Source organism: Fibrobacter sp. UBA3718, assembly GCF_002371935.1.
In the GTDB taxonomy this organism is placed as follows: domain Bacteria; phylum Fibrobacterota; class Fibrobacteria; order Fibrobacterales; family Fibrobacteraceae; genus Fibrobacter.
In genome coordinates, this window is sequence record NZ_DFHR01000013.1 from 1 (window position 1) to 24,189 (window position 24,189).

The window sequence follows — 24,189 nt, forward strand, 5'->3', positions numbered from 1 at the left end:
TCCCGCCGCTTTACTTGTCATCCCCGCTATACGATACTTGGCAACTTGTTGCCATTGTAGAGTTATCCTCTTTGGGGAGAAGGCGAGCATCTTTCTAAAAAAAGCGCGGCCCCATCTGGCGACAGTTGGGCCGCCATTTTTATTTGTGGTGCTTTTTATACTGGCGGAGGGCCAGAATGCGCTGTGGCGTCAGGAACACGAACAAAGCCCAGTAGCGCAGCAGGAACCACAAAACTTCGGAGAAATCGAACGGGAGGAACGTCAGCAGACGCAGGCGGTTCTTGAGCCACCAGTGCCAAACAGAGCCGCGTCGACGATCCGCGAATTTCCCGAAATTGCCGTCACGCATGATTTCGCGAAGGAGAATGCGCCCGCGGCGAGCATCGGGCGCACAGAGCAAGAACCCGCTTTCTAGCCCGAGACATTCCGAGAGCACCCACATGAGCGCCCCCGCAAATCGCCGCAAGTTCATGGACCCGAGCAACGAGGCAATCTCGGCACGTTTCTCACTCGACGAGGCTCGCAGCAGCATGAAGTAATCTACCAGCTGGCGCATCCCTACCCCGAGGCCCAGCATGTGCTTGTAGATATGCGAGAGCTGCATGACCAGCGCGAACTTTTTGGAAGGGACGTAAAAGCCCTCGGGCACAGGCGTCAAGTTATGCGATTCCACGTCAAGGAATGCGAGCATGCGTTTGTTCGCAAAAAGGCTGCAGCGGTCGACCCCGAACCCGAAATGAACCTCGACCTCTTCCCCGAACACCTTCTTGGGAAGAAGGACGTCGTGGCTAGAGATCTTCGTATCTTCTAGCAAGTCCATCTTCCGGAGCAGCTCAAGAACACGTTCTCGCCCGCCAGAAACCCAGATGTCGATATCTCCCGTCTGGCGGATAAACTTGTCCGGGTAAAGCAGGGAATTCGCCTGCCCCTTGAGAATGAACGATTGGCAACCTTCCGCAGCAAACTTCTGAGTCAGCTCCCTAGAACACGCATAATGCCGCTCGTTCAGCGACCGGATGCCCTCAGCCTGGTAATACCATTTGAGATAAAGCTGGCGCGGCATCCCGAGAGTTTCGGGCTTCCCTGATGAAAGCTTTTGAATCGCATAAAAGGCAACACCCAAAAGCGACTGCCGACCGCACAGCCTGTATAGCCATTCCCAGTCTTCGGCAGAAATATCGCCCACCCCAAAAACAGGAAACTCCCGCGAAGCCCCTATGGCAAATCGCAGGAGTGTAAAGAAGAGACGCGTACGCCTCGTAGAATCGTTATGCGATACGGTCTGCACCTTCGTTCAGGTTGAATCCGAGTTCGTCGTCGTAGTCATCGGCATCGGGACCGTCACCACCGGAACCAGCGAGCAGGTACATGTCACCGCGCATATCGATAAAAGTGAGCTTCGGGGCAACGTATTCTTTCTTTTCAAACTTCAAATTCATATCCACCCCTACTTGATGATAACCTTGTTGCCGTTGTGGAAATAGGTACCCTTGATGGTCGGCTTCTTGTCAAGCTTGCGGCCCTTCATGTCAAACCAGCCGGTCGCCGTTGAGAACTCGCCCGTGTGCGGGTTCAGCATGTAAATTGCCGTGGTTTCATCTTCATCATGGAAAACAACCTCGATCGTGGAAGGCAAATCTTCTACATCGATAGAGGCGGTTGCAGAATTCGTAGCGCTCTTGGTAAGAACGGCGCTATTGTTGTAAATCAGATAGCCGCGGAACGGACGGATATAGGCACCCGCCTTGACCCTCACGAACTGGCCCTGCTTAATGGTCTTGCCATCAACTTCCTTTTCCTTTGCAGCAAAGCCATAAACACGACCAATATCAGAGTCTCCCTCATCCCAAGTCTTATAGGAATACATGCCCCGAAATTCCCAGTTATCGAAAGAGAACTTTGTATCGGCACCGACCGTCTTCTTCATGGTTGTTTTACCAGCACACCATGCCGGGAAAACAACCTGATTTTTATTGGGACGCACGAAATAAGGCCTATTCGCCTCAAAATTGCCATTACTACCCATCGTCTTCGTATCTATCTGCCAAGTTTCCGAAGTGCCATTAAATTCAATTCCTGTCATTTCGTAAATTTGGCCAAATTCAGAAAGACATCCATTCGGGAAATCAAACGGCAACATCAAGGTGCCAGGCTTGCCCCATTCACCCGAATAATCACGATCATAATAGATGGAATCCACCTCGACATCTTCCGCAATCTCGACCGTTTCCGTCGAGGTACCGCTAATGAGTGCAGTCTTCTTGCCATTAAGCATCTTAACGGTAATTGCGCCATATTCGCCAAGAATAGCGCCCTCTTCCTGGGCAAAAACGCCCACGACAGCGAACGAAAGTGCCAAAATGGCCATTTTTTGGGAAAAATTCATATTCAACCTATAGATTTAGGCCAAATATAGAAAAATGTAATATTTCCGTAAAGTGTCGAGCATCACACAAAAATCACGCTTTTTTGCCGTAATAGCCCTTATTGTAGTACCCGTAGCCATATCCATAGCGCCCCGGTTCATGCTCGCAGTGGTTCATTACAATTGCTGCAGGCTTGTCGGAGTAGCGACGGACGCGTTCGACAGTTTCCTTGATTTCTTCCATGCTGTGGCGACCATAATGGAGCACAAAAAGCGAGAAATCCACCAAGGGACAAATAAGTTCGGCATCGGTCACCAAGTTCAACGGCGGCGTATCCACGATTACCATGTCGAACTTTTCGCGGGCCTCCTTGAGAAGTTTGTCCATTGCCTCACCACGTAACAACTCGCAGGCAGCAAGTTTCGTCTTGCCGGCATTCATTACATACAAATTATCAACATGTTTTTGTGAAACAGCTGTGTCAAGAGTCGCAATTCCCGCCAAAACATCAGCAAGTCCAAACTTTGAGCGTCCGTGAATTACACCACGGCGCATATCTGCATCTATTAGCAACACCTTCTTACCACTCACAGCAATCGTCGCCGCCAGGTTCAGCGAAACAAAACTCTTGCCTACACCAGGAATTAGCCCCATTACAAGCACAACGCTATGTTCCGGTTTCGGCATCAGGAACATCAAGGCCGTCTGCAGCGAGCGGAACGATTCACTTACTTTATCATCAGTATTCTGCAAAACGAACGGAGCCCCGTGGTGCAAATGTTTATGACCACGCAGCAACTTATTCGGAGACTGAGGAATCTTCGCAAACACGCTGAGACCTGTTTCGCGCTCGATTTCGGAAGCACTCTTTACCCCATTTTTAAGCATATACACTAAGAAAACAAATAAAACGCCAAGCACAAACCCCGCACAAAGAGAAAGCATCATTATTCTTGACTTATTCGGCTTTGTTTGGCTCATCTCTATTTGCGCGAAATCAACAATTCGAACGTTACCCACTTCTCCTGCACGAACCACCCGTAATTGTTGAATGTTGTTGAGCATATTCGTATAGACTTCATTGTTAACGGTCACTTCTTCTTGAAGACGCTTAACCTCTTGCTGTGTAAGAGGCATCTTCTCAGCATTCTTCTTAAGTGCAGCTAGTTCCGCACGCAATTTGTTCTGCTGCTTAATAATCGTCTGTACATTCGGATGCTCAGCCTTGAACAGGCGCATCGCGGCTTGGCGTTCCTGTTCCAACTGCATAATCTGTCGTTGCAACTGGCCTTCCTTGTCCAAGTGCGCCTTAGTCTCCCCCGTCATATCCACAGAACCAATCTTATAACGGTAGTCAGCAAGCACTTTTTCCGCACTATCTAACTTGGCCTTGACGCCAGGTAACTGCCCCTCAAGAAATTCTAATGTCTTTTCTGCTTCGGCACTACGCATTTCAACATTTTGGCGTAAGTACGTCTTGGCAATCGTATTTAAAATAGACGCAGCGCGATCTGGATAGCGATGACTATATCGAATCGCAATAATACCAGTCTGCTTTCCCCTTTCTGCAACATTCAGGCTCCCAGCCAAAGCTCTTTCCGATTTCAGAGGAGAACCTTGACTAATCGCAAATTTCTGACCCGCAAGCGCGTTCATATAATTCACTCGAATAAACAAGGAATCATCTCCATACGGAGCAGAATTTAATTCACCAACTTTACCATTCAACACAACTTTACCTTCCGGTGATATAACAGAATAGACATCATCAGACTTGGCAACAGCCATCCATTTTTTTGTACGAACTTTTTCTGGGATCTTCAAAGAGTCAATATCCATGCGTCCTTCCTTATGAGTCAGTCGATCCCAAAAATCTACTGGTTCCGCTTTAAAATGAAGATGCTCAGCTTCAACGACATAACTCAGAACCATACGACTCTTAATAAGTTCTATTTCTGCATCAGCCGGGCTAGCAAGATCGAGGACAGCTCCCATTTCACCCATTGCTTTTGTCGCCTTACTACTAGCACCTTTTGTATTTACCTGCAATAAGACATCGCTTGTAAATTGAGGCCGGACCCACATCGCATAGCCTGCGCCCAAAAAGGCCGCAACAAACACAAACAAGACAACAATGAACTTTTTCTTCCATAAAAGAAGAGCAAATTCAACCATTGTAATGGTATTGTTTGACACACGAGATCCTTCAGGTGTATTCATTGTCAAATCTTTTTCTACAGCCATAACATACCTATAATAGTCATCAATTCTTTAGTATTTTCGCTAAAACAATAAAGAATTTCTTATACAACGGAGCCCTAGGACAATATTTAACAATTAAATCATCAAGCGACAAATTATCAAGATTAGAAAAGAACGCTTTTCGCATAGAATTCGGCGTACTTGGGTAAAGAATGCTAGGATTATTGGCCACAGCCTTTCGAAGTGAAGACGCACGATGGCATAAACCATTTTCTATGGTATTATACAATTTCGCACCATGTTCATTATTAACCATTACAAAAGAGGTTCCCTTATCATCGAACATTTCAGGATGATAACGCAAAACTCCCCAAAAATCGCCTAATGTCAAATCTCCTATGCGCGGTTTTTTGCGATACAAGCAATCATAGCAAGAATCATTTTGACAAAGTCTGCTTAAAAAAAGTTTCATATACTGTGATTTTCCATAAAATTCACTATAAACATCACCATTCGTAAATTTATATGTCAAAGAATAATTATTCCATCCTGTCGTTTTATCTCTAAATAACATGCTCGTCACTTTTGAATTATGGCGCGCACTCATTTCATTAATATGTTTTTCAAGAACCTTCACACTAGGAACGCCATGACAAACAATATCTACCGTCCATAAATTATCAAAAGTTTCTTTCCCCAAAAAAGCATACAAGGCGGCAATTTGGCAAGGTGTTCCAGAAAAAAGAACTTTATTTCCTTCTTTCAGTAGTTTTAACACTTCTGTATAAATATATTTTGGATTTGTTTGTATGTATTTCGGCCCCTGCAAATCAGACAACTGATTAACAGAAGATATAATCACATGCTCAAACTGCAAGTTCTCCTTTTGCGAAACACCAACAACAAATCCGCCTTGTTGCAAAATATTTTCCGCCAATAAAGGAAAAACTCCTCCACTTGAGGATTTTAGACGCACTTCATCATTTTTTAATATAGCTGCATACACATTCGGTTCATCAAACGATTTGAAAGGATTCTCTACCTGATGCCTCCAGGGGCAAATTCTTACACACGCTCCACAATGATTGCATTTTGACTCATCTACAACAGGCCTATAAAAACCATACTGATCGAGTTTCATCGAAATCGCATGATTATTACACACATTCATGCAGGCCGCACAAGAAGAACATTTAAACGCACTTTTTCCTTTTTTCTTAAAAAACGATAAAATTAAATTACGTTCATATTCGTTCATTGATACAAAGAAAAACAACGGTATATAAAGTAAAGAATACAACGAAATAGCAACAACCAACTTCAAAAAAGAATCCAAAATAAAATGACACATTGCAAAATTCGCACAAATTGCAAGCATTAGCGGAATAACGGACATCTTTGCAATCTCATACCAAAATCTTACAATATTGATTTTTTGAACCCTTTGGTAATAAATATTCATAACCACTATTTGTGCTACAAATAAACCTACAGCAATACCAATAGCGCAGCCAATTCCACCATAATATTTCGCCAAGGGAATTTGAATTCCTAAACTAAAAATAGATGCCGCTAAACTTACAATACAGCGGAATTTCATCTGATTCCGAGCTTGTAAAATTGTCAAACCTATATTTTGAATAAGCGGTACTGTAAAAGGAACAAAGAAAACCATTGCTATTGTATACGCACTTTCATATTCCTTCCCCGCCCACAAGCAAATGAACTGCTTTCCGAACAAAAAGAATCCCGTCAATACAAAAATCATCACGCAATACTGAACACGTCCCGTCTTGATAAACAAATCCGATATAGCGCGACCATTTTTTTCTTGGACAGTCATTGCAGTCACTTTCGGCAAGAAAACGTTGCTAATTGCTGTTGAAAAACTCATATACATATGCTGCAACTGAATTGCAACAGCAAAAACAGCAACCGCAGCAGTCCCGGCAAACGCTCCTAGCACAAATTGTCCCGTACTCCAGTAAATTCGATCCATAATCACATTCATGAATATCCACAAGGAATAGAAAGACACTTCCTTTAGGAATCCCCATTCAAATTTACGGAATTTTAATTGAATTTTTAGACAGCGTTTACAATACCAGAAATTACTCCCTAGAGTCAAAATATTAAAGATTGTAGTCACAACAACCATTGCAATCGCCTTGTATCCGATACTTAACAAAACGATCATTGTTGCCGTATTTAATATAATACGGATTATTGACACAACTTTCTGAAAAATAAACTGCTCATAAGCTGTAATGATAGAACCAAAGAGGCTAAACGGGAATGTTATCGCCAAATTGATGACCATTAAAATCAGAATAATCTTCGTTCGATACAATTCATTTGGTGTCATTGTAGAATCAAAGAAATATTCAACATTCAAATACAAGGCACCTCCAGCAAGGAGTGCTAGGAGACCAATACCACAATAAAGCAAAAAGAACATTCCGAACATTTCATACTGTTCTTCCTGTTTTCCCTCGGCTCTAAACTTCGCCGTATAACGGACAATCGCATTACCGAATCCTAGATCAAGAATTGTCAAATAAGCAACAATAGACGCGGCAAGAGAATATAGACCATATTCTGACTTACCCATCATGCGAAGCATAAATGGCGTGTATAGCAAGCCCACCAGGTTTTGAAGAGCCAGAACTACATACGAGAGCAACGCACCTATTTTAAGTTGTGATTTGGGCATTTATGATTCTAAAGCTTTCTTTAACCAGTTCAACGAAAAAGCACGCATTTCAGCCAATTTTCCGGTATTATACAATTCAAGAAGCGATTCAAAACGGGCCGAGCCACGACTTTCATTACAAACACATTTGAATTCTTTAGCAAAGATAATTGAAAAAACCGTTCCATGAAAAGAATCCGTCACAACATAAGAAGCATCTCTAAACATTGCAATCCATTCACGTATAGAAAGAGATGCCGCCTTATCCGCAGTAAACCACTTTATGGTCAGTCCTCTTTCTGAAGCTATTTGTTTGCATTTTACCTTAATATCATCAGTTTTCTCTAAAATATACGCAGCAAGAAATGGGGTATTCTCTATAGGAATATCACAACATAACGTTTCATAATCGCCTTTGGACAATAACAAAGTCGGATCAAGCGTCCATATCGCCTTCGCACCAAGATATTCCTTGCACAAATGAACGCCCGATGATTCACGAACACTAATCGCATCAAATTTCTTTGCTAATTCTGAACAAACCACTGTTTGTTGAGGAGTGTATTCCCAACCATCTACACCAAAAGATGCCGCATATGCAATCCGTTTGGTGTTTTCATTTTTCACAAAGTCTAGGAACATTTTGCTAATATCCGGCGTATATTTGGGGCGCCAAACCTGATCACTACCAACAACAACCGCTGTTACTCCATATTTTTTTAGAATATCCTCATTTAGGTTTTTCAGTTCTTCTGTCGTACTAATTGAAGAGCGAATAAAATCATTTAGCAATTCAGAACGCTTATTCACTCTTGTTTTAGGGAAAGCCCTCTTTTTCCCAAACAATACGAAGATAAATGACTTAATCCACGACGCAATAAAAATCCATACAGGCGTTTTGGGAGATTCAACATCGAGTGTTATCGGCTCCATCCCACACTTTCTTATGGCTGCCTGCATAGCATAGTTCTGCAGAATCCCCCCATAATTATTCACAAATGGCAATGTAAGAATTCCAACTTTCATAAAAATCTCGCAACAAATAGTCCTAATCGCACATTAAAAAAAGAGAACAATGCAAATAATTTTCCAGAAACCGATGTTTTACATTGCAGGTAATATTTCACGTAATTTCTATACAATCGCTGCATTTCCACAAGAATTTCCGCATCAATGACACGACTGCGTCCCATACATAACAGCACCTGATTACAGGAGTAAATCACGCCTCTATAGGCGTATTTCGCCAAATCAGGATAGTTTTGTTCCATAAAACGAGCTCTTTCCACACTGATATATATTCCATCTTTTTTTTGTGGACTATATTTTTCATTCATTACACTATCAAGATTATTCCGATATACATAGCCATTGTAATCAAAGAATACAATTCTTTTCGACGCATGAATCAACATATACGTAGAAAAAACGTCTTCGCAATATTTTCTATTCGGAAATTTAAAATCACAAATAATTGATTTCTTATATAATTTTCCCCAAACCGTATTTGTAATTTTAGACGACACAAGATATTCTTCCATTTTTGTTTTTTCATAGGATTCGCTCTTGTAGTCCATTCTTTCAATCACAGAAGAAATATCATCTTTATCTAGGTATCTTGAAAAACCACAGATAGACATGTCCGCACCTGCATTGGTACATTCTTTATACAAGTACTCCAAAAAGTGCGGTAAAATAAAATCGTCACTATCGATAAATGTTATGTAATCCCCTTTCGCAAGGGATATGCCCAAATTACGGGAAAGCGATTGTCCTCTATTTTCTTGATGAACTACAACGATTCTTTGATCTTTTTTTGCATATTCATCACAAATCTTACCGCTATTATCTGTAGAGCCATCATCAACAAGGATTAATTCAAAATCAGGAAAAGTTTGCGCCAATATGCTATCAATGCACCTTTGCAAATACTTTTCAACATTATATACAGGAACAACAATACTAATTAACATTTTACCCTCCCCATATAGTTTTATACGGGAAAATATCATGTCCATCTGTTAACAGGGTCATCAAGAACAAGTAGCCAATAAAGATGTAGCAAAAAACACGATACGGGATTGACATCTCATTAGATTTCACAGCCCATCCCCAAAAAGGCATTTCAAACATTAGAAAATACAAGCCAATTCTGTCTATATAGGGGAAAAACATTCCTAAAGAGCACAAGCAAAGGCCTAACACATAAAAGCACAATACACGATAATCAATTATTTTTTGACCGACTATTTCATTTCCCTTTCGAATAAACCCGTATCTTGAAATGTAACAAATAAAAACAGTAAGAAGCATCTTGTACATAAGCATGAAGCCAAAATTCTGTTTTACCGTTTCAAAATATCTTGAATAAATCTCATACGCATCCATTATTCTTGAATAGCCAATATAGAATGACGGCAAAACTAAAATCGCAATAGCAGCCCTTTTCATTGACTTGCGTTCGTCATCTACACTCCACAAATAAACAAACAACAACAGTATCCCAACAATAGATGAGGTATGCATACTAATGGCAATAACAAGAAACGGAATAAAAATCAAAGGTTTATTCTTTTCTAGGAAATAGGAGCCACCAAAAATCAAAGCAACAGCAAAGAACTGTCGCATTATATTCATTGATTCTGGGTAGTATCCTGCTAAATATACAGCAATCATTACAGCAAAAGAACAACTCTTTCGGAACGTCCACAATCTTGCTACAATCAAGACATTTGTCAAAAATGACATAACAAAGATTAACAGTGCTGGATCTGGAGAAAAAATTTGTAGAAACTCGCAAAAACTTATAAATGAATCTTCTATGCCAAAAACACCATTTCCTTGTAAAATTTCTTCATAGAAATAGTAATATTGATCAGTATCTATGCCAACTTCCGGCCCCCTTAAACCAGAAAAAGAGGCAAGAAGCAACGCTAAAACGCACATACCAATACGACTATTTCGTTGCTCCGCAAAAAAAGCAAAAAAAAGACTTAAGATAGATACAAATACAAATGGCAACATTTCAACGATATATATTATAAAATATTTAACATATTTTTATACGCTTTATTCCACGAACAACCATATAATTTCTTATGTCGAACCGCATCCTGAAGGCAAAGAAATTTCCACCATCTAGGAGAAATCATCCTATATAAAGCACCTTGATCACGGAAGAACTTTTCATCATAACTAGATTTCCACGTAGAGGGTCGCTCTTCCGTAAGTTCCGCTATATATTCAGGAACAGCATACATTTTCAAGCCTTTCCGGAGACAATCCGTCAAAAAAATATTGTCTTCACCATGACTATGCTCTGTTCCGCCACCAAAGCATTGATTAAAATATATTCCGTTTTCACGAACAGACTTTAACCTAACAGCGACACGCGCAGTACCAAAGCGTAAATAGTTAAGAAAACTAACCTTATAAGCCTTCTTTATTACATACCGTGTAACTTTTGGTTCAATCAAATTAAAAGCAATAACATCAGCGTCAGGATAACGTTCAAAAGCACTCTTCACTTTTTCTACATAATCATCAACATAGATCATGTCATCATCCGCAAAAAGGCAGATATCACCCGTAGCACGCATAAGTGCATTATTACGATTCAAACCAACTCCACGCTCCGCAAAATTCAAGTAGCGAATTTTATTTCCATTCCACTCGAAATCTTCTATGGAATTATGTTCACATTGGTTTGCAACAATAGCATCCGTCTTTATGTGCATTTTTTCAAGGAGAGAATGATCTTTCTGATGCATTGCTGCAACAAGAACCTGAATATTCACTGACACCTCCGTTGTGCACGCCTTATTTGTTCCATTTGCATAATAGCCGAAATCTGATGCAATGGTTTAACAAATTTTCCCAAATGTAATGTTATCCTTCTGAAGGGATACAACAATGTTACAAGGAAATTCAATTTTTTGGAATAAACAATATTCAAAAAACAAAAGCATTTTCTATACCCAAAATGAGATTCTTTATATTCTTGCGTCCGTGTCGTATGCTGAATAGACCTTGAACCAGATGAAACATATTTTTTTTCACATTCGTTAAGGTAACTTTTCAATACTGAAGCATAAAGAGCGTCACTCACACGCATATATAAATATCGAGGATCAAATTTGGCAGTTACAATTTCACACCACGAATCATAAACATTTACATTCAACCAACCAACAATTTTTTCCGTTTTTAAATCAAAACCAGCCCAGAACTCAATTTTCTTTTCGCAGGCCAATTGGCACTCCTGCTCAAACTGCGACCGAGAAGGTTCATTACTTGCGTTCTTGTATTTTAAAAAAGCATTATGGCTACATTCATACAATTCGTCAATATGAAGCATCGGATCAATTTTCTCAACTCTTACTTTTCGAAACGCTTCCTTGATGTGTTTCCGAGAATTACTTGATAGGGTGTTGATATCAAAAGGCGCTTCTCTTATCAAATACCACCAACCCGTATCATATCCACAATCCCAATCTGTTGTATAACGAACTAATAATGGCTTTTTGCCTTCTATATGCCAAATCCTACCATCTTTAATAGGAGTTAAATCAGGCATTTCGTGCGGAGCACAGGTCGGGATAGCCGCATGATTATAGTATTTCCAACCGGGAATCAATTTTTCTGTCATCACCCCCTCCCCACGTACTTAATTTTCTTCCACACGCCAAAGAACAGGTTTCGGCCGGTATTAAACAGAGACAAAACCGGGTTCATTCCTTCGGCTTCGCGATAGAGCTTGTAATGCCACTTGATGAGCGACAAGTGACGGGATAGATCCCCGCCTGCGCGGGGATGACAGATTGGAAGATCCTTTGACTTCGCTTCGCTCCGCTCAGGATGACAGGAGTGTGTTATCGAGCCGGTGCGTTTGCGGTAGCGGGCCAGGTTTTCGTCCAGAAGGTAGCAGTCGGCCTTGCGACAGATTTTCAGCCACATGGCGTAATCGTTGTTCTTCTGGATTTCGGCAATTTGGATGTCGCCCACGACTTCTCGGTCGTACATCACGGTGAGGCAACCGGGCCAGCAGTAGTTATACATTCCCGTCTTGGTGATGTGCTTGGGGCCGCTCACGATGGTTCCTGTCGGATTTCCGTTCTCTTCCATTTCCTCGTAGCGCGTGTAACTGAAGGCGTAGCCGTTCTTTTCCATGAAGGCTATCTGCTTTTCGAGCTTGTCGGGAGCCCACAGGTCATCGCTATCGAGGAAGGCAATCCACTTGCCTTTGGCTTCGCGGAGGGCTCGGTTGCGGCTGTAGGCGGCACCGCGGTTGCGGTCGTTTTTTAGGTAGTGGATTCGCGATGAAAGATCCCCGCCTTCGCGGGGATGACAGCATAAATCGCGGGGATGACAGCCTTGAATAACACTATTCACGACCTCGTCGGTGCTGTCGGTGCTGGCGTCGTCAACGATAATCAGTTCCCAGTCTTCATAGGTCTGAGCAACAACCGAGTTGATGGACTCGGCAATGTACGGAGCCGTGTTATAGCTGGGCATGATTATGGAGACGAGGGATGACATGCTACCCGGCCTCCGCAATAAGCCTTTTCGCTTCTTCCTGGCCGCGGTCGTATTCCTCGCGGGTGATGCGGCCACTTGCCAGCAGGTAGTCACCGAGGTCGGTCGCGGTGTCGGAGCCTTCTTCGGTGATGTCGGAACGCTTGATAAAGGCCTTGTTCAGCGTAGTGAGTATTATCTTCACGTCACCCAGGAAGGTGATTTTCTTGATGTACTCGAGGTCATACTCGATTTTCTTTTCCCAAGTCACGGCGTTCCTGCCGTTGATTTGGGCAAGCCCGCTCAGGCCCTGCCGTACGGTGTGGCGCTTGCGCTGTTCGGGAGTCATGAACACCATGTCGCGCACGAGTTGCGGCCTCGGGCCGATTACCGCCATGTCGCCTTTTAAAATGTTGAATAGTTCGGGGAGTTCGTCGAGGCTGGTACTGCGCAGGAACTTTCCGTACGCGGTAAGGCGCACGTCATCGGGGAGCAACTTGCCGTTTGCATCCTTCTCGTTTGTCATGGTGCGGAACTTGACGAGCTTGAAAATCTTTTCGTCTTTCCCGGGACGGGGCTGCGTGAAAAACGGATTACCCTTCATCTTGACTGCACCGAGGATCGTTAGGGCCACAAGCAGCGGGCTCAGGCAGCAGATTGCCGCTAGAGCACAACAAAAGTCGAAGAAACGTTTCAGGCAGCGGGAGTACATCAGGAAAGAACCTCCCAGTGGCCGCCGCGGTCACCACCAATACGACGGATTTTCCCTTGCGTCTTGAGTTTTTTCACGTGCCAATAAACACCGTCTGCGGTTATTCCGAACTGTTCCGCAAGCATCTGAGTTGTGGCATCGGGGTTCCTACGGAGAGCCTCTAAAATTTTCTCCGTAGCCTTCTCCGTAGTTTTCTCCGTAGTTTCCGGAATATTCCGGTAGTTCTCATGCTTGTCCGCATCGCGGGCAAAAACGGTCACCCTGACTCCGGCGCCCATCATCTCGAATTTCGGGTCACGCAGTCCGGCCGCCCTGAAAAGCCTTATCACGCGGGTCACTCCGGAACCGTATTTTTCTATTTCGCCGAGCTGGTGGAAATGGTTTGCGATGGCCTTGTTGCGCAGCGTGGAGAGATAGCGGCCGTTAACCAGGTCGTCAACAGTCATGTCGTCGGGCAGCTTGCCAGGGTTGAAAAACTCGATATGGTCCTGGAACACCTTGACGCAGGATTCCGAAGGGGAGCGGTAATCCCTATGCACAATCATGTTCAGTACAAGCTCACGGAGCGCATCCAGCGGGTAATCCCACACAAGGTCGTTTTCCGGCTTGCCGCTTATCACGACGGCACAGTTTATATGCTTTTTCACGAACCCGAAAACTTGCTCCACCTGGCTTACCAGGTCGCCATGGGCCTCGTCCCTGTCCCTGATGATTGTCGGGGACTGGAAAAAGCCCATCTGTACGGCAGTGTTCATGTGCCAATCCTTGGCAAACAGCATCTCGGCAGCAAAGGTCAACTTATCGTCACGCAACAGACGGTTCTTGCGCAAGAACTCGACCGCGTCCATCGGCAGGTGGTATCCGCGTGAATTTATGCGTTCGATGCTCCGTTCTATTTTTTCCAGAGAAACGTCTTCCATTGACCCGGATTCATCAAGCACATAATCCCAGCTAGAGTTTTGCGTCTGCAGCATGGCATCGCTTATTTCGACGGGAGACATAACGTGGTTACTGTTCTCGCGCCGCATAAAGCAACGCCCCTGGACCGCCACGGGCTTTATCGTCTCCTGATTGAAAGACGACTTGAATTCGACCTTGCTGTTTTCCCCTGCGGAAATCATTTTTTCAAGCGCCGTCACAGAACCTCCCAGTGACCAATGCGAATATCACCATTGCAAAAAAGATTCGCATTACAACCTAATATAATATAAACGTCGGCTTTGTACAACACGGCCTGCTGGCTTTTTGCCCCCAAAAACATAAAAAGGAGGCTATTCAAAGCATTCCCTTATGGCAGCGATGATGGCCTCCTGCTGGTCGGGGGTCATCTTGTTGTCACTGGGGAGGCAGAGCCCGCGGGCGAAAATATCGGCACCGACGTCATCTCCCGAGGCAGTCACAAAGGCATGTCCCGCATACAAAGGCTGCATGTGCATGGGTTTCCATATCGGGCGTCCTTCGGCATTCATCGCAGAAATGCTTTCCAGGATTTTCGCGGGCGTCGCCTTGCCTCTACCCTCGCCTATCGCATTCTCGTCGATAATCATGCAGCTCAGCCAGAAGTTCGGCACGGAATTCGCCGCGTCATAGGGGTTCATCTGCACGGGGAGCCCGGCAAGGCCCGCCTTGTATCGCTCGTAAATGGCTCGCTTCTGCGCAATGTGTTCCTCGAGGTGCGGCAGCTGTCCGCGCACCACACCCGCGATCACGTTGCTCATGCGGTAATTGTAGCCGATTTCCTCGTGCTGGTACCACGGCGCGGGCTCACGGCTCTGCGTGCTCCACTTGCGCACACGGTCGGCATCTTCCTTGCTGTCGGTAAGGTACATGCCGCCGCTGGAACCGGTGATAATCTTGTTCCCGTTAAAGCTGATGGCGTTGAAGTCGCCGAAACTCCCGGTCTGCACTCCCTTGTAGCTAGCCCCGAAACTTTCGGCGGCATCTTCGATGAGCAGGGCGTCGTGACGCTTGCATATTGCGCGAATCTCGTCAACCTTCGCGGGCGTTCCATACAAGTGAACAAGCACGACCAGCTTCACGTCCGGATAAATTTCGAAGGCCTTTTCCAGAGTCACGGGATCCATGTTCCAGGTATCGCGTTCGCTGTCGATAAAAACGGCCTCGCCATTCTCGTAGGCCACCGGGTTGAGCGTCGCGGCAAACGTCATGTCGCTGCAGAAGACCTTCTGCCCGCGCAGCGTACCCTCGCCCGCCTTGGGCATTCCGAACAAACGGACTCCCGCAAGCCGTGTAGCCAAATGCAACGCCGCCGTCCCCGCCGAGAGCGCTACGGCATACTTCACGCCCACCTTCTCGGCCACCTGGCATTCCACCTCGTCGATATTCTTCCCGACGGTGCTCATCCAGTTGGTCTCATAGGCCTCCTGCATGTAGCGGAGTTCATCGCCATGCATGGTGGGGCTAGCAAGCCAGACTCTCTTCTCGAAACGCATCGACTCTCCTTTAAGGATCATCCTTATAGAACGGAATCAGTTCCACGCGGCGGTTCTTGGCACGGCCCTTCTTGGTCTTGTTGTCGGCAATGGGCTTGCGCGGTCCAAAGCCAACCGCACGGAGACGCTCGACCGGAATTCCCTTGCGGATAAGGTAATCTACCGCCGACTGGGCGCGGCCCTGCGAAAGGTTCTCGTTATATTCGTCGCCACCAACGTTATCGGTGTGGCCCTGGATTTCGAGGCTCACGTCGCCGAACTTGGTCAGCAGTTTCACAATGTCATCGAGAGTCCTGTAGCTCGCCTTGGTCAGCACGGTGGAGCCGCTCTTGAAGTTGATTCCCTTCTTGAGCCTTTCCAGGTCTTCACGCTTGTTGACAGGGCAACCCTTCTTGTCGATTTTCACGCCACGTAGGGTGTTCGGGCACTTGTCCTGATAGTCGGGAATGCCATCGCGGTCAGAATCCATCGGACATCCGGTCGTATCCACCGGAGCGTTCTTCGGAGTCGCGGGGCACAGGTCCTTCGTGTCCGCAACACCGTCGCGGTCCTCGTCCATGGCGCAACCCGTCGAATCGACGCCGATGTTCGGCTGCGTATTCGGGCACATGTCCTTATGATCGGGGACGCCGTCGCCATCGAAGTCGCGCGGGCAACCCGTCGTATCCACCGTAATTCCCGCAGGCGTATCCGGGCACTTGTCGCGGTCATCCGAGACACCGTCGTTGTCGCTATCCGGCAGCGAATCCACCTTCACGTAAGACTGCTTCTGCACCACCGTATCGACCGTGTATACGGTGTCCACATGCACAATCGTATCCATGCGGGCCACGGTCACCGTGTCGCGCGGCTCTTCGGGCGGGAGTCCCTGCGGGCACTGGCGTTCGGAAACCTTGTCCGCAATGCCGAACTTCCACGTCAGGAGTCCTGTCAGGGCATACGTCGGGGCCGGCGTGTAGCCATACGTCTTCTTGTATCCCTTCTGGTCGGTGTAGCCGATAGTCCACTTATCGACATCCTTCATTTCCTTGTCGCGGTCATAGAGCGTCCGGAGCATGCGCACCGAGAAGTCGATGCCGCCAGAAAGCTCCAGGTTCCACGGCAGATGGAACCTGAGACCCGGAGTCAAGGTCATCGGATCTTCCCAAAAATCAATCGGGAGCCCATTGTTTTCTACGCGGAATTCGCCGCTATATTCGACAAAGGAGGTCATCCACTTGAACATGTCCCAGTCGATACCGGTGCCATAAACCAGCGTATTCGAGCCCTCGTTCGCATAGACAAATCCGATATTCGCGTTCCAGCGCAAGGGAACGTTCACTTTTGTCAAATCAACAGTCGTCACGGCGCTCATCCCGACGACCACTTCGCCCGCCGTATAGGGGTGCGTTTCGCCCTTCCCGTGGATATACCATGCATGGCGTGGGCGGATACCGATGGAACGGACGCCTATCGGGAGGTACAGTTCGAACTGTCCGGCCAGGCTGAACACGCTCGAATCGCTAAAGAAGGGCGCGCGCGCCTTGGCCCAAAGGTCCAGGTCTCCCTGCCTGATGTTGCCGGCCGCTTCCCAGTAGCTGCCCGCATACGACCTGTCGTAGTTGATGTTGAGCGCGGCACCGATATCGATGAACCGGGTGAGCCCGACCGCGCCGAAGAAGTTACCTGTCGCCGAAACCTTCAGGTGCTGGAGCTTTTTCCTTTCGCCATCGTCGTAGAAGATTCCTCCGCGCGAAAGCGCCCACGGGTCAATCGCAAAATTTCCACCCGTACCAACAATGACCTGCCCCGTACCGAGCGTCTGGGTATTAATTTGGTGGACACCGTCGGAACCACCCATAAGGCCAGTCTGGGCAAGGCAAACCACCGCAAACCCCAAAATCAAAACAGAAAAAAAACGTAATTTCATAATATTCATGTTAAAAAGACTGGCCAAATTTAGCTTTTTCTGTCGCGTTGTACTGTTCCGGGGAGACAAAAGTAGGCACAATCTCGTGCAAAGCACGCACGGTTCCAGCCTCGTCGTTCGCAAAGGCCGCATCCCTAAGCTTGCGAAGCTGCGGAATAAACTTGCCATTGTCAATTTCGAGCTGTTTTCCAATAAAGATGAGCTTGTTGCCGGTTTTTTGCAGGCCTTCCTCGTCCATCAGGAGTTCTTCCTTAATCTTTTCGCCAGGCCGGAGCCCAACAAACTTTATCGGGACATCCTTGTAAGGCACCTTCCCGTACATGCGGATGAGGTTCTCGGCAAGCGTCACGATCTTGACGGGTTCACCCATGTCGAGCACGAAAATCTCGCCGCCGTGCGCGATACTGGCCGCCTCGAGCACAAGGCTCACCGCCTCGGGAATCGTCATGAAGTAGCGGATGATATCGGGATGCGTAACCGTCACGGGCCTTCCCTGCTCAATCTGGCGCTTGAACAGCGGGATCACGCTCCCGTTGCTGCCGAGCACATTTCCGAACCGCGTACATACAAATTCCGTTCCGCTCCTCTTGTGCTGGGCAAGATACTGCACGATCATCTCGCAGCAGCGCTTGCTTGCACCCATCACGTTCGTGGGGTTCACCGCCTTGTCGGTGCTAATCATCACGAACTTCTTTACCTTGTTGAACAGCGAGAGGAACGCCACGTTGAACGTCCCTGCTACGTTGTTCTTAATCGCCTCCATCGGGCTATTTTCCATCAAGGGCACATGCTTGTGGGCCGCCGCATGGAACACCACATCGGGCGTGTACTTCTTGAAAATCTGGTTCATGCGGTTGTAGTCGCGCACGCTCGCAATAAGCGTCACCAGGTCAAGCGCACTCCCGTATTCCATGAGGAGTTCCTGCTGGATTTCGTAGGCGTTGTTCTCGTAGATATCCACAAGCACAATCCGCTTCGGGTCGTACTTTGCAATCTGGCGCACGAGTTCGCTCCCGATGGAGCCGCCTCCGCCCGTAACCATGCAGACCTTGCCCTCGATATAGCCGCGGACATCCTTGTTATCAAACGTAATGGGGTCACGCCCCAACAGGTCCTCGACCTTGATATCGCGAATCTGTTCCACGAAGTTTGTAGAGCCGTCGCCAATGCTTGAAGTATCGAGCAGGCTACCGATAAACGGCAGCACTTTGACCGGGAGCCCCGTCTTGCTGCATATCGAAAGAATCGCCTTGCGGTCCTTGGGCGGGCAACTCGGGATGGCGAAGATAATTTGTTCTACATTCTCGGCCTTCGCTACCTTCACGATATCGCGAGTACCGCCTGCTACAAGCACCCCGCAGACGGTAGAGCCAATCTTGTTGCGGTCATCGTCGATAAGGCATACGGGTTCAATCTTGAGCGACCCCGCCCCCGCCACAGCGGGCAGCCTGTTTATCTCCGTAATGAGGAGCTTCCCCGCCTCGCCCGCGCCGATAATCATGGTGCGCTTGCGTTCGGCATCCTTGCGGCCGACTTCAGCAATCGTCAAGAAGGCGTCGCGGAACACGAAACGGAACAGGCAGATGCCCACAATGGTAAGCAGGCACGAAAGCGCCGAGAAACGCAGATACGAGACCCCGGTAATAATATAGTAGAGGCAAATAGCGACGGAATAACCGAGCACGACACCGATAATGCAACTCAGGTAGTCCTTTTGCGAGAAGTAGCGCCAAAGCTTGTTGTATGCACCTACCAGGAGGAGGGCGGCAAGGCAGCATACCACGCACGTCGACATGAACGAGAAAAGCTCAGGGCGTCCGATTCGCGATGCATATATGGGAATCGGGAAATTCGCGAGCAGTCCCGCAATAACGACGATGAAACCGTCCGCAAGCGCGAGCAGTCGCTTCCGGAGCCTGAAATTGGTAAACAGCTCGGATATATCTTTCTTCATCGTGTTTTGGGCCCCTCCAAGATATAAACATTTTCGATTATCGGGAAGATATGTTACGCCATTTTGGAAATGAGTGTGATTTGCGTCAAAACACCCCATTTTTTGCCTTCCAAAAACTGTAAAGAATCCGTTAACAATCGTCAAAATTGGCGAAATCTTTTTAATTTAAGGGATGGTGTGTGGACTTAGGGCGTTTTAGCGTCAAGGTCAATTATGCAAAGAAAACTCGCTCTTCTCTCGTTTGTAACCGCAGCCACATTCTTCGCGGCATGTTCAGACGAGCCCACAAACGCGAACCCGATCGACCCGAACGGAGGCATCCAGGACTCCATCCCCGTGATAAATCCGGAAGACCCGCTCAACCAGCAGGGCGACCCGAACCAGGGCCAGGGGCAACAAAATCCGCTCAGTTCCGCAACGGGCCCTGTCAATCCGCAATCAAGCAATGCCCAGCCCGGCATTTCCAGCGCGACACAGCCCGGCATTTCGAGTTCGTCGGCCCAGATAATCGCCATGTCTTCTTCCGTCGGGCTCAAGGAATACGACGACAACCACAAGGCAAAAGCGACGTTCCTCCCCAAGGCGGGTTTCTACTCTAACCTGACCATCGACCCGCCGACCCCCACGAAGGGTGGCGAAATCAAGTGCACGTTCGACGGATCGTTCCCCACGCAGGGTTCGCAGGCGATTACCTCGGCGATGCAGATTACCAAGAACACCGTGGTGCGCTGTAGCGAGTTCGTGAATGGCCAGCCCGCCGACACCACGACGCAGACTTACTTTATCGGCGAAAACGTCTCGATGCCGGTGGTGGCGCTCACCGTGAATCACCACGACATGTTCGACTCGACCGACGGCCTTTATGCGACCGGCCCCATGAACCAGCTCCGTTGCAACAACCCGAACTTCGACAAGACGAGCATGGGTGTAATCCTTAGCGACAACAACAATTCCAAGTGTGCCGAGCCCTGCTTCAAGGCGAACTTCTGGTGCGAAGATTCCCTTCCCGTGCACGTGGAATACTTCGAGAAGGGCAGTTCCACCACCGAAAAGACGTGGGAAATCGATGCGGGCATTTCGCTTATCGGTAACTGGAGCCGCTACAAGCCCAAGAAGAGCGTCGCCATCAAGATGGACAACGACGAATGGGGCGACAAGGTGCTCAAGTACTCGTTCTTCAAGACGCGCCCCGAAGCAAAGAAGATGAAGAGTTTCAACCTGCGCAACAACGGCAACCGTTTCTGGACGGACTACATCGGCGATGCCATGATGACGAGCCTCATGGAAGGCACCGACGTGGATTACCAGCGCAGCCTGCAGGTGGTGGTGTTCTACAACGGCGAATACTTCGGAATTCACGACCTGCGCGAACGCCTGAACAGGAGCTTTGTCGAGACGAACTACGGTATCGACAGCAAGTCCATCAACATGATTAACATCAAGGGCAACAGCGCCGAGGCTAGCGGCACCAAGGGAGCCTCTGCCGACGAATACAAGAACATTGCGAACCAGATTATCAACGGCAACTTTGCCGGCGACAACAACCAGAGTTATGAACAAATGAAGCAGAAGGTCAACATGAACAGCTTCGCGCAGTACATGCTCGCCGAATTCTACTTCCACAACGGCGACTGGCCCGAAAACAACATCCGCGCCTGGGGCGGCAACGGCAATCCGTTCAAGTTTGTCGCGTTCGATACCGACCACGGATTCGGTTTCTCGCCGGGTATCAGCGGGTTTGACGTAGCGAGCCAGAACATGTTCCAGTGGGCGCTGGGCTCTGCCACGAGGGACAACAGCCAGCAGGGCGGCCAGCAACAGCCCGGTCAGGGCCAATTCCCCGGCATGGGCGGTTGGGATATCGGCGGCGGATGGGGCTTCGGCGGCGCAAAGCAGGGCCCCGCGCAGATGCTCAACAAACTTCTCGACAACAACGATTTCAAGCGCCTGTTCATCAACAACGCATGTATATTGCTCGACAACTACCTGACCTACGAAAATGTGCAGAAGAAGGTGCAGGAGATGATGGCTGCAATTCCCGCGAGCGAGCAGCAGCGTGACCAGCAGAGATGGCCACGCAACCAGGGCAATTTCCGTTGGTCTCCCGACGGTAGCGACCTTATTCAGTATGCCCAGAACCGCACCCAGACCGTACGCCAGGAAATGGAGCAGTACTTTGGCCTGCAGAATGCAGTGAACGTGAGCATCAACGTGAGCGGGAGCGGCAGCGTGCTCGTCGACGGCATGAAACTCCCGAAGAGCAATTACCAGGGCAAGTTCTACGCGGGTAACGACCTGCTCTTGCAGGCAGTGCCGAGCAACGGCTCCGTGTTTACCGGCTGGAGCGACGGCTCGACCGAGAACCCGCACAAGTACACTCCGAACGGCCAGCCCATCACCGCACAGTTCAAGTGACGCGAAGCGTCATCCTGAGCCTCATTCTTGTCATCCCCGCCTCCGTGCGGGCGGACAGCACTTAACAACTTGTTGTTTAGTGCGCATGGCCGCCAAGGTGGGGATCTTTTTTAACGTGGCGTTGTCACAAAAAATTTTTCTATATTTACTCCCGTAATTTTTTAACCCTGCCTGTGCGTCAACCCGCCGGGCAAACTCAAAAGGAAGAAACAATGGCTGACAATCTGTCCGTCCTCGGCAAGGCTCGCAAGGCCTACCAGCCGAAACTCCCCGCCGCTCTCCGCGACGGCGCTCTCAAAGTTGCTCTCGTGAAGGGCAAGCCCACCCAGTCCGTCCGTGACCAGGCCAAGATCAAGGCCCTGTTCCCGAACACCTACGGCGCTCCGTACATCGGCATGAAGAAGGCCGCCAAGGCCCAGGCCGGCAAGGCTCTCAACGTGGGCGTTGTCCTTTCCGGTGGCCAGGCTCCTGGTGGACACAACGTGATTGCGGGTATCTTCGACGGTATCAAGAGCATCAGCAAGAATTCCAAGCTCCTCGGCTTCCTCGGCGGCCCCTCCGGCCTCGAGAACGGCAAGTTCATCGTGATCAACGAAAAGATCATGGACGCCTACCGCAACACTGGTGGATTCGACATCATCCAGTCCGGCCGTACCAAGCTCGAAACTGAAGAACAGTTCAAGAAGTGCATGGCCGTTGCCAAGGCCCAGAAGCTCGACGCTATCGTGATTATCGGTGGTGACGACTCCAACACGAACGCTGCTGTTCTCGGTGAATACTTCCAGGCCAACGGCGCTACCTGCGTGGTTTGCGGCTGCCCCAAGACCATCGACGGCGACCTCAAGAACGAATACATCGAAACCTCCTTCGGTTTCGACACCGCCGTGAAGACCTACTCCGAACTCATCGGCAACATCATGCGCGATGCCAACTCCGCTCAGAAGTACTGGCACTTCATCAAGCTCATGGGCCGCAGCGCTTCTCACATTGCTTTGGAAGCCGCTCTCCAGACCCATCCGAACATCTGCCTGATTTCTGAAGAAGTCAAGGCCAAGAAGATGAAGCTCAAGCAGGTCATCAAGTACGTTGCAGACATCGTCGCTGCCCGTGCTGCTGACGGCAAGAACTTCGGCGTCTGCCTCATTCCGGAAGGCCTCCTCGAATTCATCCCGGATGTCGGCGTACTCATCTCTGAACTCTCCGAAGCCCTCGCCCACCACGAAAAGGAAGTCGAAGGCCTCGACACCGCCGCTAAGGTTGAAAAGCTCTGCAACTGGATTTCCAAGGCTTCTGCTGAAGTCCTCAAGAGCCTCCCCTCCACCACTCAGGGCCAGCTGATGCTCGACCGCGACAGCCACGGCAACGTGCAGGTTTCCCTCATCGAAACCGAAAAGCTCATCATCGAGATGGTCAAGAAGGAACTCAAGAGCCGCAAGAACTTCAAGGGCAAGTTCAGCGCTCTCAACCACTTCTTCGGTTACGAAGGCCGTTGCGCCGCTCCGTCGAACTTCGACGCCGACTACTGCTACAGCCTCGGCTTCACCGCTTCTGTGCTCGCCTTCAACAAGATGAACGGCTACATGAGCTCTGTGCGTGACCTCACGAAGGGCATCGAAAAGTGGACTGCCGGTGGCATTCCTATCACCATGATGATGAACATCGAACGTCGTCACGGTGCCGACAAGCCGGTTATCCAGAAGGCTCTCGTGGAACTCGACGGTGCTCCGTTCAAGTTCTTCGCCAAGAACCGCGAAGTCTGGGCCAAGACTGAATCCTACACCTATCCGGGTCCGATCCAGTACTGGGGTCCGAGCGAAGTTTGCGACATCACGAACTTCACGATCAAGCTCGAACGCGGCGCTCTGAAGGTGAAGTAATAGCCTACAAGGCGAATAAAGCAAAAGAGAAGCCCAAAGGACTTCTCTTTTATTTTTGAGCCGTAGGGCGGACGCCGAAGGCGTCAATTCGCCCA

18 protein-coding genes are annotated in these 24,189 nt (G+C 48.2%); 2 read left to right on the forward strand and 16 right to left on the reverse strand.

Annotation, left to right across the window (positions count from 1 at the left end; all coding sequences use genetic code 11):
* Positions 1-139: 139 nt before the first annotated feature.
* From B4A77_RS03265 to B4A77_RS03340, 16 genes are all read right to left on the reverse strand, one after another.
* Positions 140-1,186, reverse strand: a complete 1,047-nt coding sequence (locus tag B4A77_RS03265; protein ID WP_290738270.1) for a nucleotidyltransferase family protein — start codon at positions 1,184-1,186, stop codon at positions 140-142.
* A gap of 82 nt (positions 1,187-1,268) precedes the next feature.
* A complete protein-coding gene (locus B4A77_RS03270; RefSeq protein WP_173382260.1) occupies positions 1,269-1,439 on the reverse strand; it encodes a hypothetical protein in 171 nt (56 codons plus the stop codon).
* Between the two features lie 8 nt (positions 1,440-1,447).
* On the reverse strand, positions 1,448-2,368 hold the full coding sequence (locus tag B4A77_RS03275; RefSeq protein WP_290738273.1) for a hypothetical protein: 921 nt from the start codon (positions 2,366-2,368) through the stop codon (positions 1,448-1,450).
* A 91-nt stretch (positions 2,369-2,459) separates the two neighbouring features.
* The gene (locus tag B4A77_RS03280; RefSeq protein ID WP_290738275.1) at positions 2,460-4,610 is read right to left on the reverse strand and encodes a polysaccharide biosynthesis tyrosine autokinase; all 2,151 of its coding nucleotides are present in this window, start codon (positions 4,608-4,610) and stop codon (positions 2,460-2,462) included.
* A 19-nt stretch (positions 4,611-4,629) separates the two neighbouring features.
* Complete coding sequence (locus B4A77_RS03285) at positions 4,630-7,281, reverse strand: Coenzyme F420 hydrogenase/dehydrogenase, beta subunit C-terminal domain (protein WP_290738278.1); 2,652 nt, start codon at positions 7,279-7,281, stop codon at positions 4,630-4,632.
* Positions 7,282-8,286: a polysaccharide pyruvyl transferase family protein gene (locus B4A77_RS03290; RefSeq protein WP_290738281.1), complete on the reverse strand. Its 1,005-nt coding sequence runs from the start codon at positions 8,284-8,286 to the stop codon at positions 7,282-7,284.
* Positions 8,283-9,233 (reverse strand): glycosyltransferase family 2 protein, encoded by a 951-nt coding sequence (locus tag B4A77_RS03295; RefSeq protein WP_290738284.1) that lies wholly within the window; start codon positions 9,231-9,233, stop codon positions 8,283-8,285. Before B4A77_RS03295 ends, B4A77_RS03290 begins: the two co-directional genes overlap by 4 nt.
* A 1-nt stretch (position 9,234) precedes the next feature.
* A complete protein-coding gene (locus B4A77_RS03300; RefSeq protein WP_290738286.1) occupies positions 9,235-10,284 on the reverse strand; it encodes an EpsG family protein in 1,050 nt (349 codons plus the stop codon).
* 14 nt (positions 10,285-10,298) lie between these two features.
* Positions 10,299-11,057, reverse strand: a complete 759-nt coding sequence (locus B4A77_RS03305) for a glycosyltransferase family 2 protein (RefSeq protein ID WP_290738288.1) — start codon at positions 11,055-11,057, stop codon at positions 10,299-10,301.
* Positions 11,054-11,908, reverse strand: coding sequence for a hypothetical protein (locus B4A77_RS03310; RefSeq protein WP_290738290.1), 855 nt, complete (start codon positions 11,906-11,908; stop codon positions 11,054-11,056). Before B4A77_RS03310 ends, B4A77_RS03305 begins: the two co-directional genes overlap by 4 nt.
* Entirely contained in the window at positions 11,908-12,798 is an 891-nt protein-coding gene (locus tag B4A77_RS03315) for a glycosyltransferase family 2 protein (protein ID WP_290738293.1), read from the reverse strand. The genes B4A77_RS03310 and B4A77_RS03315 overlap by 1 nt, the downstream gene beginning before the upstream one ends.
* A 1-nt stretch (position 12,799) precedes the next feature.
* Positions 12,800-13,486, reverse strand: a complete 687-nt coding sequence (locus B4A77_RS03320) for a sugar transferase (protein ID WP_290738296.1) — start codon at positions 13,484-13,486, stop codon at positions 12,800-12,802.
* The gene (locus B4A77_RS03325) at positions 13,486-14,625 is read right to left on the reverse strand and encodes an ATP-binding protein (RefSeq protein WP_290738299.1); all 1,140 of its coding nucleotides are present in this window, start codon (positions 14,623-14,625) and stop codon (positions 13,486-13,488) included. The genes B4A77_RS03320 and B4A77_RS03325 overlap by 1 nt, the downstream gene beginning before the upstream one ends.
* Before the next feature lie 132 nt (positions 14,626-14,757).
* A complete protein-coding gene (locus B4A77_RS03330; protein ID WP_290738302.1) occupies positions 14,758-15,939 on the reverse strand; it encodes a DegT/DnrJ/EryC1/StrS family aminotransferase in 1,182 nt (393 codons plus the stop codon).
* 10 nt (positions 15,940-15,949) lie between these two features.
* Positions 15,950-17,848 carry an OmpA family protein gene (locus B4A77_RS03335; RefSeq protein ID WP_290738305.1) on the reverse strand — a complete coding sequence of 633 codons (1,899 nt, stop codon included), beginning with the start codon at positions 17,846-17,848 and terminating at the stop codon, positions 15,950-15,952.
* 10 nt (positions 17,849-17,858) lie between these two features.
* Entirely contained in the window at positions 17,859-19,802 is a 1,944-nt protein-coding gene (locus B4A77_RS03340; protein WP_290738308.1) for a polysaccharide biosynthesis protein, read from the reverse strand.
* A 213-nt stretch (positions 19,803-20,015) separates the two neighbouring features.
* On the opposite strand from B4A77_RS03340, the gene B4A77_RS03345 reads away from it, so the two are divergent.
* Together B4A77_RS03345 and B4A77_RS03350 are read left to right on the forward strand one after the other, a co-directional pair.
* A complete protein-coding gene (locus tag B4A77_RS03345; protein ID WP_290738311.1) occupies positions 20,016-22,217 on the forward strand; it encodes a CotH kinase family protein in 2,202 nt (733 codons plus the stop codon).
* A gap of 212 nt (positions 22,218-22,429) precedes the next feature.
* Positions 22,430-24,094, forward strand: a complete 1,665-nt coding sequence (locus B4A77_RS03350; RefSeq protein WP_290738314.1) for a diphosphate--fructose-6-phosphate 1-phosphotransferase — start codon at positions 22,430-22,432, stop codon at positions 24,092-24,094.
* Positions 24,095-24,189: the final 95 nt, after the last annotated feature.